The 16,077-nt window shown below is 73.4% G+C and carries 12 protein-coding genes; 8 read left to right on the top strand and 4 right to left on the bottom strand.

The features are described from left to right. From AB0912_RS34775 to AB0912_RS34755, 5 genes are all read left to right on the top strand, one after another. On the top strand, positions 1–1,154 hold a 1,154-nt coding region (locus AB0912_RS34775), incomplete at its 5' end, for a PLP-dependent aminotransferase family protein (RefSeq protein ID WP_366707115.1). A gap of 302 nt (positions 1,155–1,456) precedes the next feature. Continuing rightward, on the top strand, positions 1,457–3,052 hold the full coding sequence (locus AB0912_RS34770) for an alkaline phosphatase D family protein (RefSeq protein WP_366707113.1): 1,596 nt from the start codon (positions 1,457–1,459) through the stop codon (positions 3,050–3,052). Positions 3,053–3,375: 323 nt separating this feature from the next. Next, positions 3,376–4,929, top strand: coding sequence for an SWIM zinc finger family protein (locus AB0912_RS34765; RefSeq protein WP_366707111.1), 1,554 nt, complete (start codon positions 3,376–3,378; stop codon positions 4,927–4,929). Next, a complete protein-coding gene (locus tag AB0912_RS34760) occupies positions 4,926–7,577 on the top strand; it encodes a DUF6493 family protein (protein ID WP_366707109.1) in 2,652 nt (883 codons plus the stop codon). Before AB0912_RS34765 ends, AB0912_RS34760 begins: the two co-directional genes overlap by 4 nt. A 288-nt stretch (positions 7,578–7,865) precedes the next feature. After that, on the top strand, positions 7,866–9,335 hold the full coding sequence (locus AB0912_RS34755; protein WP_366707107.1) for a GNAT family N-acetyltransferase: 1,470 nt from the start codon (positions 7,866–7,868) through the stop codon (positions 9,333–9,335). Between the two features lie 235 nt (positions 9,336–9,570). On the opposite strand, the gene AB0912_RS34750 is transcribed toward AB0912_RS34755, so the two are convergent. Beyond that, entirely contained in the window at positions 9,571–10,821 is a 1,251-nt protein-coding gene (locus tag AB0912_RS34750; RefSeq protein WP_366707105.1) for a PLP-dependent transferase, read from the bottom strand. A gap of 60 nt (positions 10,822–10,881) precedes the next feature. On the opposite strand from AB0912_RS34750, the gene AB0912_RS34745 reads away from it, so the two are divergent. Then, complete coding sequence (locus AB0912_RS34745; RefSeq protein ID WP_366707103.1) at positions 10,882–11,367, top strand: Lrp/AsnC family transcriptional regulator; 486 nt, start codon at positions 10,882–10,884, stop codon at positions 11,365–11,367. A gap of 83 nt (positions 11,368–11,450) precedes the next feature. Continuing rightward, positions 11,451–13,142 (top strand): DUF885 domain-containing protein, encoded by a 1,692-nt coding sequence (locus tag AB0912_RS34740; protein WP_366707101.1) that lies wholly within the window; start codon positions 11,451–11,453, stop codon positions 13,140–13,142. 164 nt (positions 13,143–13,306) lie between these two features. Here the strand turns inward: AB0912_RS34740 and AB0912_RS34735 are convergent, their stop codons facing one another. Both AB0912_RS34735 and AB0912_RS34730 read right to left on the bottom strand, forming a co-directional pair. Continuing rightward, positions 13,307–13,822, bottom strand: a complete 516-nt coding sequence (locus AB0912_RS34735; RefSeq protein ID WP_366707099.1) for an immunity 21 family protein — start codon at positions 13,820–13,822, stop codon at positions 13,307–13,309. 120 nt (positions 13,823–13,942) lie between these two features. Continuing rightward, positions 13,943–14,404, bottom strand: coding sequence for a rhodanese-like domain-containing protein (locus tag AB0912_RS34730; RefSeq protein WP_366707097.1), 462 nt, complete (start codon positions 14,402–14,404; stop codon positions 13,943–13,945). 365 nt (positions 14,405–14,769) lie between these two features. On the opposite strand from AB0912_RS34730, the gene AB0912_RS34725 reads away from it, so the two are divergent. Beyond that, complete coding sequence (locus AB0912_RS34725) at positions 14,770–15,216, top strand: Lrp/AsnC family transcriptional regulator (protein ID WP_366707095.1); 447 nt, start codon at positions 14,770–14,772, stop codon at positions 15,214–15,216. Positions 15,217–15,363: 147 nt separating this feature from the next. Here AB0912_RS34725 and AB0912_RS34720 read toward each other — a convergent pair. Next, positions 15,364–16,077: SbcC/MukB-like Walker B domain-containing protein (locus AB0912_RS34720; RefSeq protein ID WP_366707093.1), on the bottom strand; the 714-nt coding region annotated here is incomplete at its 5' end.

Below are 16,077 nucleotides of genomic sequence, written 5' to 3'. Positions count from 1 at the left end.
CGATCTACCACGCCCCGGGGCCGGCCGGGGTGCGGGCCGACTTCGTCGCGGGCACGCCGGATCTCTCGCTCTTCCCGCGCGCCGCCTGGGCCGCCGCGCACCGCGGGGTGCTCGCCGAACTGCCCCGCCAGGCGCTCGGCTACCCGGACCCGCGCGGTCTGCCGGAGCTGCGGACCGCTCTCGCCGGGCTGCTCGGCCGCCGCCGCGGTGTGGTCGCCGACCCCGAACGACTCGTCGTGGTCTCCGGCGTCGCGCAGGCGATGGCCCTGCTCGGATTCGTGCTGCACGCGCGCGGGGCACGTGTCGTCGGCGTGGAGAACCCCGGAAGCCCCGAGCACGGAGCGCTGTTCGCCTCGGCCGGCCTCGGCACCGTACGGCTGCCCCTGGACGACGAGGGGATCGCGACCGAACCGCTCCGGAGTTCCGGTGTACGCGCCGTGGTGACGACGCCGGCGCATCAGTTCCCCACCGGGATCGCGTACTCGGCGCGGCGCCGAGCCGAACTCCTCGACTGGGCGCGCCATACGGACGGGCTGGTGGTCGAGGACGACTACGACGGCGACTTCCGCTACGACCGCGCCCCGGTCGGCGCGCTCCAGGGGCTCGATCCCGAGCACGTCGCGTACACCGGGTCGGTCAGCAAGTCCCTCGCCCCGGGGCTACGGCTCGGCTGGCTGATCGTCCCCGCGTCGCACCTGGAGGAGGTCGTCGAACGCAAACGCACCATGGACCTCGGCAACCCCGTCCTCGACCAGGCGCTGCTGGCCCGGTTCATCGAACGGGGCGCCTACGACCGGCAGTTGCGCCGCTGCCAACGGGCCTACCGGGAGCGACGCGACACACTGGTGTCCGCCCTGGAGGAACACTTTCCCGGCACGACGGTGTCCGGCATCGCCGCCGGCCTGCACGCGGTCGCCACGCTCCCCGACCGCTACGGGCCGCAGGACCGTTTCCTGGAGCTGGCCAGGGCGGCGGGGGTGAGGGTCCGCCCGACGGCTCACTACGGGGAGGCCCCCGGCCCCGGTGTGCGGCTGGTACTGGGCTACGCGCATCTGGCCCCCGGGCGGATACGTGAGGGGGTGCGGTTGATGGCGGAGGTGGTGGGTGAGGGGGGTGTGAGGGGCGAGGTGGGTGTGGTTACGCCGGAGCGGTGAGCGCCGAAGGACCCTTCCGGACGCCCCCGTCAGCCGCCAGCCCGGCAGCCCTTCGGGCGTTCGGCGTTCGGCGTTCGGCGTTCGGCGTTCGGCGTTCGGCGTTCGGCGTTCGGCGTTCGGCGTTCGGCGTTCGGCGTTCGGCGTTCGGCGGCATGCTGTCGGATCGGCGGCATGTCCGCTCTCCGCGTCGGTTCCCCTTCCCCCAGGGCGAGTTGTTCACCTCTGGTTTCCGTGAGCGATGCGGTGCACCAGTAGGTGTGGCAGTCCACACGGCCGAAATCCGTCCCCTCGGAGGCGCCTTCATGTCGCACCGTCCGCACAGCCCACTCCCCGGCCGCCGCAGCGTGCTGCGCGGCTCGCTCGCCGCGTCGGCGGCACTGGCTCTGCCCACCGCGCTCGGCTCGGCACCGGCGTTCGCCCTTTCGGGCCGGCCGAGAGCAGCCTGGGGTGTCCAGGCCGGGGACGTGACCGCCGACTCGGGTCTCGTCTGGGTCCGCTCCGACCGGCCGGCCCGGATGATCGTGGAGACGTCGGCGACCGAATCGTTCCGCAACTCGCATCGCCGGCTCGGCCCCCTGCTCGGCCCGGGCACGGACTTCACCGGCACCACCCGGCTCCGAGGGCTGCCCTCCGGTGAGCAGATCCACTACCGCGTGCTGCTCGCCGACCCCGACGATCCGCGCCGTACCGGCGAACCGGTGACCGGAACGTTCCGTACGACTCCGCGCGGGCGGCGCGGCGGTGTCCGCTTCCTGTGGTCGGGCGACCTCGCGGGACAGGGCTGGGGCATCAACCCGGACATCGGCGGCTACCGCATCTACGACGCGATGGCCCGGCTCGACCCGGACTTCTTCCTGTGCAGCGGCGACAACATCTACGCGGACGGCCCGCTCTCCGCAACCGCCGCCCTGCCCGACGGCGGTACCTGGCGGAACATCACGACCGAGGAGAAGTCCAAGGTCGCGGAGTCGCTGGCGGAGTTCCGCGGAAACTTCCGCTACAACCTGCTGGACGACAACCTCCGTCGGTTCAACGCCCAGGTGCCGTCGATCATCCAGTGGGACGACCACGAGGTGCGCAACAACTGGTATCCGGGCGAGGTGATCGCGACCAGCGACTCGCGGTACACCGAGAAGAGTGTCGATGTGCTGGCCGCCCGGGCGCGGCGCGCGTTCAGCGAGTACTTCCCCGTCTCGACGCTTCCGCCGGGCCGCCGGGACGGACGCGTGTACCGGGTCATGCGGCACGGACCACTGCTGGACGTCTTCGTGCTCGACATGCGCACCTACCGCAACCCGAACTCGCCCGACGACCAGACCACGGACCCGCAGGGCATCCTCGGCTCGGAGCAGGTGGAGTGGCTGAAGCGCGAACTGTCCCACTCCCGAGCGGTGTGGAAGGTGATCGCCGCGGACATGCCGATCGGTCTCGTCGTGCCCGACACCACCGAGGGCCGGCCGAACATCGAGGCCGTGGCGCAGGGCGACCCGGGCGCGCCGCTCGGGCGTGAACTCCAGATCGCGGAACTGCTGCGGTTCGTCAAGCACCGGCGGATCACGGGCACCGTGTGGCTGACCGCCGACGTGCACCACACCTCCGCCCAGCACTACCAGCCGTCGCGGGCCGCGTTCACCGACTTCGAGCCGTTCTGGGAGTTCGTGTCCGGCCCGCTCAACGCCGGCGCCTTCCCGGCGAGCGATCTGGACGGCACGTTCGGACCGGAGCGGGTGTTCGTGAAGGCGCCGACCGCCTCGAACGTCTCACCGGCGGGCGGCTACCAGTTCTTCGGCGAGGTGGACATCGACGGCGGCAGCGGCGAGCTGACGGTGCGGCTGCGCGAGCAGGACGGGTCCGTGCTGTTCACGCAACGCCTCCAGCCGGGACGCGTGGGGCAGTAGGCGGAGGGCGCGGAGAGCCTCGACGGCGGGCGGGTCGGGTCAGAGCCTGGGCCAGGCTGCGAGACCGCCGTGAGCCTTCCCGCCGAGCGGCTGGGCCAGTCGGCGGTGCCGTGCCGTGCGCCTCGGCGGTGAGCGGTGCGGAGCCCTGCCGCCCGCGCCCGCCGTGACCGTTCGAGGCGTTCGGATCCCGTACCCTCGAAGGGTCCGCCGCGCACCGGAGTCATCCCCCGGTGCGCGGCTCCGCGAGCCCGCCAAAACACTCTCGTGAGGCAAGTCCTCGCAGGTCAGGGCGCATTGTCAGTGGTCGCCTCTACGGTTTTTCCATGACGCGATCTTCGCAGGCCGTGGCCTACACCCGACCCTCCGTGCTGGAGTCCTCAGCGGGCTTCCAGCGTTTGGGACTTGAGACCTCGCGGGGCACGACGCCCACTGGGGTCGAGGACCATCCCCGTTTCTTCACGGGCTTCCTGACGTCGCCTCAGGTGGCGGCGGCCGGCCTCCTGGCGGTGGCGGACGTCGCGGCGGCCCGCTACTACCAGCGGGATCTGCGAGCGTCGCTGGACCCGGTCGTCACGGGCAACGGCGACCGGCTCCGCTTCGAGTCCTTCTCCGGCTGCGGCGGGGTGTACGCGCGGCTGGACGTGCTGACGGCGGGCCTGGACGGCGGCGAGGTCGGGCACGGGACGACCAACGTCGACGTCAACAACCCCCTGCGCGAAGCGCTGTCCCGGATCGGCGCGGACGATCCGCTGCACCTTCGGGTCGGTCCGGACGAGCTGGCCGTGACCACGCTGGACGGCCCGGTGGTGGAGAAGAAGGTGCCGCTGCCCGACCGCTGGCTGAGGGGGTTCGCCGAGGCCCAGGTGATAGCGGCGGGCTTCGACCTGCGGGCCGAGCTGTCGGCGGCGGAGGCCGTGCGGTTCCTGCGTTCGCTGCCGCGCGGCACCGCTCGCGGGACGTCCGGCGGACCGCGGTGGGTGGTGCCGGCCGGGCGGGGGCTGCGACCGACGACGCGGCCGGTCCCCGGCGCGGTCTGCCTGCCGGGCCCGGAGCGGCTGGTCGCCCTCCAGCGGGTGCTGCGCCATGCGACGGCCCTGCGCGTGTACGGCCCGCCGGTCACCGGGGACGCCGTCGCGGCGGGCGCCTGGGAGGTCGTGCTGCCGGGCATGCGGCTGACGCTCACCCTGTCGCCGGACGCCTCGCGCGGGTTCTCCGGGGAGGGCGGGGTACTGGACGCGCTGGCCACCGACGAGGCCGCCGAGGACGCGGAGTTGGTCGCCGTCCTGCTGGCCTGGGAGCCGCGGGTGGACGTGGGCGATCTGGCCGCGTCGTCCGGGCTGTCCGCAGAGCGGGTGCGGGCGGCGCTGGTCCGGCTGGGCACCTCGGGCCGGGTCGGGTACGACACGGCCGAAGCGGCGTACTTCCACCGCGAACTGCCGTACGACGCGGGCCGGGTGGAGCGGCACAACCCGCGGCTGCGTTCGGCCCGGGCGCTGGTCGCGGCGGGCGCGGTCGCCCTGGACGGCGATCTGGGCACGGTGACCGCGGACGACGGGCATGTGCACCGGGTCCGCGACGCGGCGGGGACGTTGAGCTGCTCCTGCCTGTGGTGGGCGAAGTACCGCGGTGGACGCGGGCCCTGCAAGCACGCGCTCGCGGTGCGGATGGTGCGCCGGGCAGCGACGGTCGGGCACGCGGAGGCCTCTGTCCGGACCGGTGAGGATTCGGCCCGGGCCACTGAGCACTCACCCCAGGCCGGCAGGGAACCGGCTCGGGCCGCTGAGGAGTCCGCCCAGGCCGGCGAGGAACCGGCTCGGGCCGGTGCGGGACACGAGGAGTTCGCGGGAACGCGCGTCGACGGGGGCGAGGGGCGATGAGCGCCGAAGCACTGCTGAAGGCGGTACGAGCGGGGTCGACGGCACGGACCGTCGTCCTGCTGGACGGGATGCCGGACGACGAGCGCCGGGCATGCCTGCCGGCCCTGAAGGAACTGCGCAAGGAGTTGCGCGCCGCGCCGTGGCACGCGGATACGCGGGCGTCGTATCCCGCCCTGCACGCGGCGGGAGCCGCCTGCCACACGGGGGCCGCGGGGGCCGCCGCCTGGATCGCGGGGGCCGACATGCGATGGTCGACGGCGCCCGCGGAGGTGCTTCTCCATGTGCTGGGCGACCGGGAGCCGGACTGGCTCGCCGACCTGGCGCGGCGGCTGGCCGCCCGGCCGGTGACGTCGCAGATCCCGTTCGCTCTGCTCTCCGGGCTGGTGGGCCTTGCCGGCTGCGAGGTGCCGACGTCGGACGCCTATGTGCGGGGTTGGTTCGAGCGGATCGGCGCTTCGTGGCACGGCTCGGGCTCGATGGCGGCGCGGCTCCGGCAGGAGCCGGACGTGGCCCGGATGATCTCCGCGTTCTTCGATTCTCCCCAGCTCGCGGGCGAGATCGGCTGGATGTTCGGGGACGGCCCGGACAGTTGGTACAGCGCCCTGGCGGCGCTGACGGCGGAGGGTGCGCTCGGCCGCGCGGTCATGGTGGACGCCTGCGTGGCGCGGTTGCTGCGGGGCGGCGTACCGGCCGATCAGCGGGTGTTCCTGCGGCTGCTGTCCCACCTCGCCCCCACCCGGGACGAGGAGCGGGAGCGGACGGCGGACTGGACGGCCCTCGCCTGTGCGGCCGCCCCGGACGTCGCCTTCCACGCGCAGTCGGTCCTGGGAGCACTCGCCCTGGACGGGGAGTTGACGCTCGACCAGCTCGCGGAGATGTCCTCGGGGGTGCTGTTCAGGACGGAGAAGAAGCTGGTCCGGGCACAGCTCGTGCTCCTCGGCAAGATGCTCAGGCGCGACCCCTGCGCGTCCGAGGTGCTGCTCCCCGCGGTGGCGCAGGCCTTCGGACACGAGGACACGGATGTGCAGGAGCGCGCCCTGAAGCTGGTCGAGCGGCACGCCGCCGCGCTGCCCGCGGCGAGTGAGGCGCGCGACGAGCTGGCCGCACTGGCGGCCGACCTGAGCCCGGGACTGCGGCCCCGGGCCGGGCGGCTCCTGGGCGACGCGGCGCTGTGCACCGCGCCCGCCGTCCACGAGGAGGTGCTGCCAGCCGTGCCGGAGCCGGTCCGGCTGGCGGCGGCGCCGGAATCGGCCGCCGAGCTGGCCGAGGAGGTCAGCGCGCTGCTCGTCTCCGAAGGGGACGTGGCCGCGTTCGAGCGCGCCTTGGACGGGCTGGTCCGGCACGCCCACCGCGACCGGGAAGCACTGGTCGAAGCGCTCGGCCCGGTGGTCGCGCGCCGCTGGTGGAGGGACGCCGAGCCGGTGTACAGCGCGGTGAACGGCCCGTTCGGTCACGCGCCGCAGGGCCTGGACCTCGTGCTCGCCGCGGTGTTCGAGCAGGTCAGGGTGGACGCACCGCAGCCGGCGGCCGAGAGGGACACCGCGGAGCGGAACTGCCGGCACAGCGCACTCGCCCGCCCCTTCAAGGCCCGCCTGTGGGAAGTGGCGTACCGCGTCCGCGCCGAGCCGCTGCCCTTCCTGCTGGCCACCCCCACCTGGAGCACCGGACTGCTGGAGCCGGACGAGCTGGTCGCCCGCCTCACCGAGTACCGGCGGCTGGACGCCCGGCCGGGCGCCGCGGACTTCGCCCAGGCCCTCCTGCGCGTGCGCCGGGACGACCCGGCGGCGGCAGCGGCGACCGCGGTGCGGGCCCGGGCCCTCGGCAGCCCCGAGGGACACCGGCTGGCCGAGTGGCTCACCGCCGAGACTCCCCCGCTGCCGACGGTGCGACGGCGCACCCAGGGTGGCCGTGTTCTCGTGGAGCTGGGTGAACCGGACGATTTCCAGAGCTGGTTGCCGCAGGAGTTCCAGTTGCTGGGGCGCCCCTTCAGCCTGTTCGATCACCAGTGGTACTGCCCGCACTGGGGCGACACCGACCAACGGCACTGGCTGGCCGTCGTCCCCGGGCGGCGCGAGCTGGTGGCGGCGCGTGTGCTGAACGACATCAGCACCGTCGCCGTTAACGAGAGCCGCGGAGAGGGCGCGATCCTTCCGCTCCTCGCCGAGGCCGACGGCATCGCGGGCGAGGCGCTGCACCTGGGTGTGGCGTACGGGCTGGGGGCACGGCATCCGGAGGACCGGCTCGCCGCCGTGGACGCTCTGCTGGTGCTGGCGGCGCGGGGACAGTTGGACGCCGGGCGGCTCGGCGCGGATCTCGGGGAGCTGGTGGACCTGGATGCCGTGAAGCCGTCCCGGCTGGCCGACTCGATACGCACGGCGGCGGCCACAGGCGCCTACGCCACCGTCTGGTCGGTGCTGCGCGCCCTGCTGCCGACCCTGCTGGCCGGGCTCTCGGCGGAGGGACCGGGGGCAGGCGCGGTGCGCGGGCTCGGGGATCTGCTGGCCGTCGCCGCCGACTGCGCCGAGCGGTCCGGAGCGCGCGGCGATCTCGACCATCTCTCCCGGGCCGCCGAGCGGCGCGGCTCGTCCAGAGTGGTCGCCCAGGCCCGTCGGCTGCGGACGGCACTGACACAGGAAGCAGCCGCCTGACACCGGGCGGCCTGAGCCGGCCCGGCACTCCGGACCCGCCCCGGCACTCCGAAGCCGGCCCGGCACTCCGGAGCCGCCCGGCGCCCCGCGCCCGGCTCACCGCAATAGGCCGCGGTCTTCTCAAGGCTGGTGTGTCCTGTCCGGGCGCGGCCATCGGGTGCGCAGGCTGGAGGTAAAGACCCGCAAAAAAGAACTACAAAAGGGGCAGAGCGACACTTAACCGATCAGTCACAAAGCGTTCGTGATCACGCAACACCATTCCTTCACAGTGTCTGTATGACTCCAGACATGTCTGATGTGACGCGTGCGAAAAACGGACGCCCCGTGCACCACTGGCGACGCGACCTCGTCGAACTGGCCGCGCTTTTCACGGCTGTTGCGGTGGCCGACGCCGTGGCCAACCTGATCGGGCACGGCCCGGACGGCCCGGCCCTGCTCGCGACCTCGGCGGCGCTGCTGGTCGCCACGGCCGGGTTCCACACATGGTGGGCACGCCGCCACGGTCACGCGCCTCCGACGGGCGATACCGGCGCCCGGCCCCTCGCCGACGAGCGAGTGGCCGGGCCGTCCGGAGAGCGGGAGAAGCCTGAGGGCACCGGCACCCAGGGGAGCACCCCCGAGGCGACGGTGCTGTGGCGCATGCGAACCACCGTCAAGGACACCCCCGGTTCCCTGGCCAGGCTGTGCGCCGCGCTCGCCCACCGGAACGTCGACATCCTGAGCCTGCAGACCCACCCGCTGGCCGACGGCACGGTCGATGAACTCCTGCTGCGCGCCCCCGCCGGGCTGGCCACCACCGAGATCACCCGTGATGTGGCGCGGGCCGGCGGCAGCAGCACCTGGATCGAGCGGGCCGACGCCCACGACCTGGTGGACGCGCCGACCCGGATCCTCGGCCTGGCCACCCGTACCGCCCTCGACGCGTCCGAACTCCCGCTCGCGCTGCGGCAGTTGCTCGGCCGGTGCACCATCCGCTCCCTGCCCGCCAAGTCGCCCCTGTCGGGGCGGGCCGCGGAGGGCGCACCCGTGGAGGGGGCCTTGGAGGACACGGTGATGCGGCTGCGGGCGCCGGAAGGCGGAGTGATCACGGTGGAGCGGCCCTATCTGCCCTTCACGCCCACCGAGTTCGCGCGGGCCAGGGCCCTGGTGGAGCTGGACGCGCGGCTCGGCCCGCGCGTGCCGGACGGCCGGGATCTGCTGACGCTGCCGCAGGGCAACGCGATCAGCGTGCGACGCGCCGACACCTCCGACGTGGAGGCGGCCAAGGCGATGCACGAGCGCTGCTCCCAGCGCACGCTCGGTATGCGGTACCACGGGCCGGTCGGGGACGCGGACCGCTACCTCAACCACCTGCTCAGCCCCAGCTTCGGCCGCACCCTCGCCGTGCAGACGGCGTCGGGCCGGATCGTCGGCCTCGGCCATCTCCTGTGGGACGGCGACGAGACGGAGGTCGCCCTGCTCGTCGAGGACGAGTGGCAGCGGCGCGGCATCGGGAGCGAACTCATCGGCCGGCTGGTGGCGATGGCCGAGGAAGCCGGCTGCGAGAGCGTCTACGCGGTCACGCAGGCCTCCAACACCGGCATGGTCGCGGCGATGCGCAGCCTGGGCCTCCCCCTCGACTACCAGATCGAGGAGGGCACCCTCGTGATCACCGCCCGCCTGGAGCCCACCCCGGTGACCACCTCGCCGCTGCCGTACGAGCGCGGCGCGGGCGAGGGCCGGGAGCCGCAGCACGAGAGGCGTGCCGTCCGGGACTGACGCGGTCGGGGACCGGCTTGGTCCGGTCCCCGACCCGGTCCGGGCCGATCCCGGTCGGTCCGGTCCCGGACCGACCGGGATCGGAGTCGGCGGACGGTGCCGGCGACAGGCACGCCCGTCCGCCGGCACTCCCTCGGCAACCCGGCCGCCGGCTACCCCCCGCCAACCCGGCCGCCGGCACTGTGACCCACCATCCCGTCCGCCGGCCCTCCCCCGGCAGCCAGGCCGCCGACGCTTACCGGCGCTTCCCGGCGTTTCCAGGCGTTTCGTCAGCCCCCGCTCGGTCCCCCAGTGCCCCGTCCAGGTCGGTCCACAGGTCCTCGGCGTCCTCCAGCCCCACCGACAGGCGGAGCAGGCGGTCGCTGACGCCCGCGTCGTGGCGGTCCTCCGTCGGGACGATGCGGTGGCTGATGGACGCGGGATGCTGGATGAGGCTGTCGACGCTGCCGAGGCTCACCGCCGGGGTGATGAGCCGGACCCCGGCGATGACCTCGTGCGGGTCGCCGTGCACCTCGAAGGCGATCATCGCGCCGCCGATGCGCGGGTAGTGGACGCGGGCCACGCGCGGGTCCCCGGCCAGCCTGCGGGCGAGTTCGGCGGCGTTCGCGGACGCGGCCCGGACCCGTACCGGCAGGGTCGACAGTCCGCGCAGCAGCAGATAGCCGGCCAGCGGATGCAGGACACCGCCCGTCGCGAACCGGATCTGGCGCAGCCGTCGGGCGAACTCCTCGTCGCAGGCGACCACTCCGGCCATCACGTCCCCGTGGCCGCCGAGGTACTTGGTCGCGCTGTGCAGGACGAGCCGCGCGCCGTGCTCGGCGGGGCGTTGCAGCACGGGTGTGGCGAAGGTGTTGTCGGCGAGCAGCGGGACGGAACCGCAGGAGTGCGCGACGGCCCTCAGGTCGAGTTCGGCGAGCGTGGGGTTGGCCGGGGACTCGACCATCACGAGGCCCGTGTCCGGACGCAGCGCGTCGGCGATGCCGGCCGGGTCGACCCAGGTGACCTCGGAGCCGAGGAGACCGGCCGTGAGCAGGTGATCGCTACAGCCGTACAGGGGGCGGACGGCGACGACGTGGCGCAGGCCCATCGTGTTCCGTACGAGGAGGACGGCGCTGAGGGCGGCCATGCCGCTCGCGAAGGCGACCGCGCTCTCGGTGCCTTCCAGCCGTGCGAGGGCGGTCTCGAAGCGGGCGACGGTCGGATTGCCCAGGCGGCCGTAGACGGGCGGGCCCTGGGGTTCGGCGCCCTCGGCGGCGAAGGCGTCGATCCGGGCGGCCTCTCCCCGGCTGTCGTACGAGGGATAGGTGGTGGACAGGTCGATGGGGACGGCGTGCAGTCCGAGGGCGGCGAGGTCCTCCCGGCCCGCGTGCACCGCCTCGGTGGCCAGGGAGCGGGCCCTCGGGAGGGCGGCCGTGCCGGTTGTCCGCCGGTCGTTCCGCGGGCCGGCGCCGTCCGCGTCAGGGGTGTCGTACACAACGGAGTCCATGGGCGGAAGCCTGAACACCCGACGGGGTTCGGGCGGCGAAAGCCGTGTTACGTTCGCGCCATGGCCGATTCCGTCGTACTCGATCCGGTGGATCTTCATCTGCTGCGGCTGTTGCAGAACGACGCCCGGACGACGTACCGCGATCTCGCGGCGCAGGTGGGGGTCGCGCCGTCGACCTGTCTGGACCGGGTGACGCGGCTGCGGCGGGCGGGGGTGATTCTCGGCCATCAGCTCCGGCTCGACCCGGCGAAGCTCGGGCGGGGTCTGGAGGCGCTGCTGTCCGTGCAGGTCCGGCCGCACCGGCGGGAGTTGGTGGGGCCCTTCGTCGACCGGATCAGGCTGCTGCCGGAGTCCCGGACCATCTTCCATCTCACCGGCCCGGACGACTATCTCGTCCATGTCGCGGTCGCCGACATGGCGGATCTTCAGCGCCTGGTGCTGGACGAGTTCACCTCGCAGCGCGAAGTGGCGCGCGTGGAGACGCGGTTGATCTTCCAGCAGTGGGACTGCGGGCCGCTGCTGCCCCCGGCCGCGGCGGGGCCGTAACCGGCGGCAAGATCCGGTGGACACGGTGAAGGGCCGGGCAGGCCGGGGCTGACGCGGCGGCCGTCCCGTACGAGGATGGCCGCATGTCACAGACGAAGCAGCCCCTGCCCCGCGAGGTGGCCGACGCCTATGTCGACCAGCTCACCGCCCTCGACCCGGTCCTCGGTACCTACCTCGGTGTGCCGGAAAGCTACGGCAGGCTCCCCGACACCTCCCCCGCGGGCCAGGAAGCCGTCGCCGAACTGGCGCGCGCCACCCTCGCCCGGCTGGACGAGGCCGAGCGGCAGCCCGGCGCGGAACGTGACATCGAGCGCCGCTGCGGCCGGCTGCTGCGCGAACGGCTCACCGCCGAACTGGCCGTCCACGAAGCGGGCGAGGGCCTGCGGTCGGTAGGCAACCTGCACACCGTCGTCCACTCGGTGCGGCAGGTCTTCACCCTGACGCCGACGGCGACGGACGAGGACTGGGCCACCGTCGCGGAGCGGCTGCGGGCGGTGCCGGCGGCGCTCGCGGGCTACCGCGAGTCACTCGCCCTCGGTCTGGACCGCAAGCTGTACGGGGCTCCGCGCCCGGCGGCCACGTTCATCGAACAGCTCACGGAGTGGTCGGACACGGACGGACGGGGCCGGGGCTGGTTCGAGGACTTCGCCTCGGCGGGCCCCGACGCCCTCCGCGAGGAACTGGACACGGCGGCACGCGGCGCGACGGCGGCGCTGGTCTCCCTGCGGGACTGGATGCGTGATGTGTACGCGCCGACGATCGAGGGCGCGCCCGAGACGGTGGGCCGCGAGCGCTACGCCCGCCTCGCCCGCTACTTCAACGGGACCGACCTCGACCTGGACGAGGCGTACGCCTACGGCTGGGCCGAGTACCACCGGCTGCTCGGCGAGATGCGGACGGAGGCCGAGAAGATCCTGCCGGGCGCCTCGACCCCCTGGGTGGCGCTCGCGCATCTCGACGACCACGGCCGGCACATCGAGGGCGTCGCGGAGGTGCAGACCTGGCTGCAGGGGCTGATGGACGAGGCGATCACCGCTCTGGACGGCACCCACTTCGAACTCGCCGAGCGGGTGAAGCGGGTGGAGTCGCGCATCGCCCCGCCCGGCAGCGCCGCCGCCCCCTACTACACGGCGCCCTCACAGGACTTCTCGCGCCCGGGACGCACCTGGCTGCCCACGATGGGACAGACCCGCTTCCCGGTCTACGACCTCGTGTCGACCTGGTACCACGAGGGCGTGCCCGGCCATCACCTCCAGCTCGCGCAGTGGGTGCACGTGGTCGACGACCTCTCCCGCTACCAGTCGGGCGTGGGCCGGGTCAGCGCCAACTGCGAGGGCTGGGCGCTGTACGCGGAGCGTCTGATGGACGAACTCGGCTTCCTCGGCGACCCGGAGGAGCGCCTCGGTTACCTGGACGCGCAGATGATGCGGGCCGCCCGCGTGATCGTGGACATCGGTATGCATCTGGAGCTGGAGATCCCGGCCGACTCGCCGTTCCACCCCGGCGAGCGGTGGACTCCCGATCTGGCGCAGGAGTTCTTCGGCGCGCACAGCAGCCGCAGCGCGGACTTCGTGGAGAGCGAGCTGACCCGCTATCTCACGATGCCCGGACAGGCCATCGGCTACAAGATCGGCGAGCGGGCCTGGCTGCTGGGCCGCGAGAACGCCAAGCGGCGCCACGGTGACGGCTTCGACGCCAAGGCGTGGCACATGGCCGCCCTGTCCCTGGGTTCGCTGGGCCTTGACGACCTGGTGGAGGAGTTGTCCCGGCTCTGACGGCAGGTGGTCGGTGGCGTCGTATGCGGTAGCGCCGTGCGCGGTGACGCTGGGTGCGGCGCCACTATGCGGCGGCACCGTGCGGGGCGGCCCGCTCTGTGCAGGGCCAGGCCGGGCCGCCGCGTCCCGTGGTGAGTCAGTCAGTCCGTCAGCCTGACAGCCCGTCAGACCGTCAGCCGGCGCAAGTGGACGAGGCCCACCCACGTCTCGGGTCCCGGCTCGACGTGGGCCGCGCGGACGCCGTATCGGCCCGGCGCCAGAGCCACTCTCAGGTGGTCGGTGCGTTCGGAGGCGGGGCCCGGCCAGGCGGCGTCGAAGAGGATGACGGGGCCGGGCACGTTCCACGTCACCTCGGGTTCCCAGACGGCGGCGGCGAGGGCCGCCGGGACGAGGGCGAGCAGTTCGTCCTCGGACTCGGCGGCGCTCCACCGTACGAAGGCGCCGTGCTCGGGGAGGTAGGTGGTGGAGGCGGGTTCGTCGCCGAGCACCAGGGCCCGGGAGTCGCCGACGGGCACGAGTCCGACGAAGCCTTCGACGTCGCAGGCCCGGTCGTAGTCGGAGGACATGTCGTCGCCGTCCGCCCCCGACCAGAACGGCAGGACCGCTTCCGGGATCGCTATGAGCGGCCCGCCGCCCGACTCCACCCATTCGACCGTACCGGGCTCCGCGTATCTGACCATGGGCAGAAGCTACACGGCGGCTGACACCGGCGGAGCGGCAGGCGCCCTCTATCCGGCCGACGGCCGCCCGATGGCGCCATCGAGGCCCAAGTAGCTTGCGGGCAGGGGCTGTTCGGGGTCTCAGCAGCCGCAGTCGTCCGCGTCGACGGGGGCCGTCAGGGGGTCGGCGACGCGGCTTTCGCGCCCCTGCCAGGTCTCGAACTCGAAGCCCTCGCGCACCCAGTACTCGAACCCGCCGAGCATCTCCTTTACCTGGTAGCCGAGTTCGGCGAGGGCGAGGGCCGCACGGGTGGCGCCGTTGCAGCCGGGGCCCCAGCAGTAGGTGACAACGGGCACCGACCTGTCGAGCAGGTCCCCGGCCTGCTCGGGGATGAGCGCGGTGGGCAGGTGGATGGCGCCGGGGACGTGCCCCTGGTCCCAGGACTCGGTGGAACGGGAGTCGAGGACGACGAACCCCGGTTCGCCGTCACCCGCGAGGGCCGCCGCGACGTCGGACACGTCCGCGTGGAAGGCGAGACTCGCCCCGAAGTGGGCCGCGGCGGCGGCCGGGGTCGCGGGCGGGACCCGCAGCACGGGGTTCACGGCGGCGACCGCGTTCGAGGCGCGCCCAGAGTGCCGCTCGGACGCGGGCGGGGCGCCGGGCGAAGGCGCGACGCCGATCTCGGTACCGGTCGCAGGGCTCGTCGCCGTCCCGTCAGCAGCAGCGGCAGTAGCAGTAGCAGTAGCAGTAGCAGTAGCAGTAGCAGTCATGATCTGGCCTTTCGCCCGCGTCCCGCCGGCCCCTGGTGCCGCCGTCGCCACCGTCGTCACCCAGGTGCGGCCTCCGCACCGCTCTCGCCTCGCGGGACTTCCTGACCAGAAATCTACGGCCGGTGATCGCCACCCTGAAGTGACGATCCACGGCATCCCTCTTGATCCGCCGGGGATTGGGCTGGTATCCATCGGGGATGACCGCGTATTCCCCGGACGCCACCGACTGGCGCATCCTCGACGTCCTCCAGCGGGAGGGCCGGGCCAGCTTCGCCGATCTGGCGCGGGCCGTGTCCATGTCCGCGAGCGCGGTCACCGAGCGGGTGCGGCGGCTGGAGGAAGCGGGTGTCATCCAGGGGTACGCCGCCGTCGTCGCCCCGGAAAGCCTCGGGATGCCGATCCTCGCGTTCGTGCGGCTCCGCTACCCGAACGGCAACTACAAGCCGTTCCACGACCTCCTGGAGACGACGCCGGAGATCCTGGAGGCGCATCACGTGACCGGCGACGACTGCTTCGTCATCAAGGTCGCGGCGCGCTCGATGACCCATCTGGAGACGGTGTCGGGCAAGATCGGCGCGCTGGGCTCGGTGACCACGAGCGTCGTCTACTCCTCGCCCCTGCCCCGCCGCCCCCTGGGCCACTGACCGCGACGCCGACACGACCGGCGCAGGCCTACGAACCCGTGTCGGCACCCTTCGCCCGCAAACTGCCGCCACCGGCCGCCGCCACCGGTATCGCCACCGGCGAAGGCGTACGGACCCCTTCCATCCGGGCCGGCCCCAGCACCATCCTCACCCTCCGCCGCCCCGCTGCCGGACGACCGACCCGGTCCTGCCCTTGACCACTTCGAGCTGGGCGTGGATGCGGCGGCGTAGGTCGGCGACGTGGCTGACGATGCCGACGCTGCGGTCGCGTTCCCGCAGCGAGTCCAGGACGTCGAGGACCTCGTCCAGGGTCTGGTCGTCGAGGCTGCCGAAGCCCTCGTCGATGAAGAGCGTGTCGAGCCGCACCCCGCCCGCCTCGTCGGTCACGACGTCCGCCAGCCCGAGGGCGAGGGCGAGGGAGGCGAAGAAGGTCTCGCCTCCGGAGAGCGTCGCGGTGTCGCGCTCGCGTCCGGTCCAGGCGTCCACGACGTGCAGCCCGAGCCCGCTGCGGCCACGCCCCGCGCGGTCGTCGGAGTGCACGAGGGTGTAGCGCCCGGAGGACATGCGCTGGAGCCGTACGGTCGCGGCGGCGGCGACCTGTTCCAGGCGGGCCGCGAGGACGTACGACTCCAGGCGCATCTTGCGTTCGTTGTCGGCCGAGGTCCCGGCGGCGAGTCCGGCCAGCCCGGCGACACGGTCGTACTCGGCGCGCAGGGGGGCGAGCCGGGTCACGCCTCTGGCCGCGCGGGCGGAGAGGCTGTCCAGCGCCCTTGCGGCCCTTCCTCGCCTTCGACGGGTTGCCCGTCCGGCGTGTGCCGCGGCGGGCGTACCGCTCCTTCGCCGTCTCGTACTCCTGGCGGT

It is taken from the genome of Streptomyces sp. NPDC007084 (assembly GCF_040703595.1).
Lineage (GTDB): Bacteria > Actinomycetota > Actinomycetes > Streptomycetales > Streptomycetaceae > Streptomyces.
Note: the sequence above shows the minus strand (reverse complement) of the source record. Positions and strands in the feature narration are given on the sequence as shown.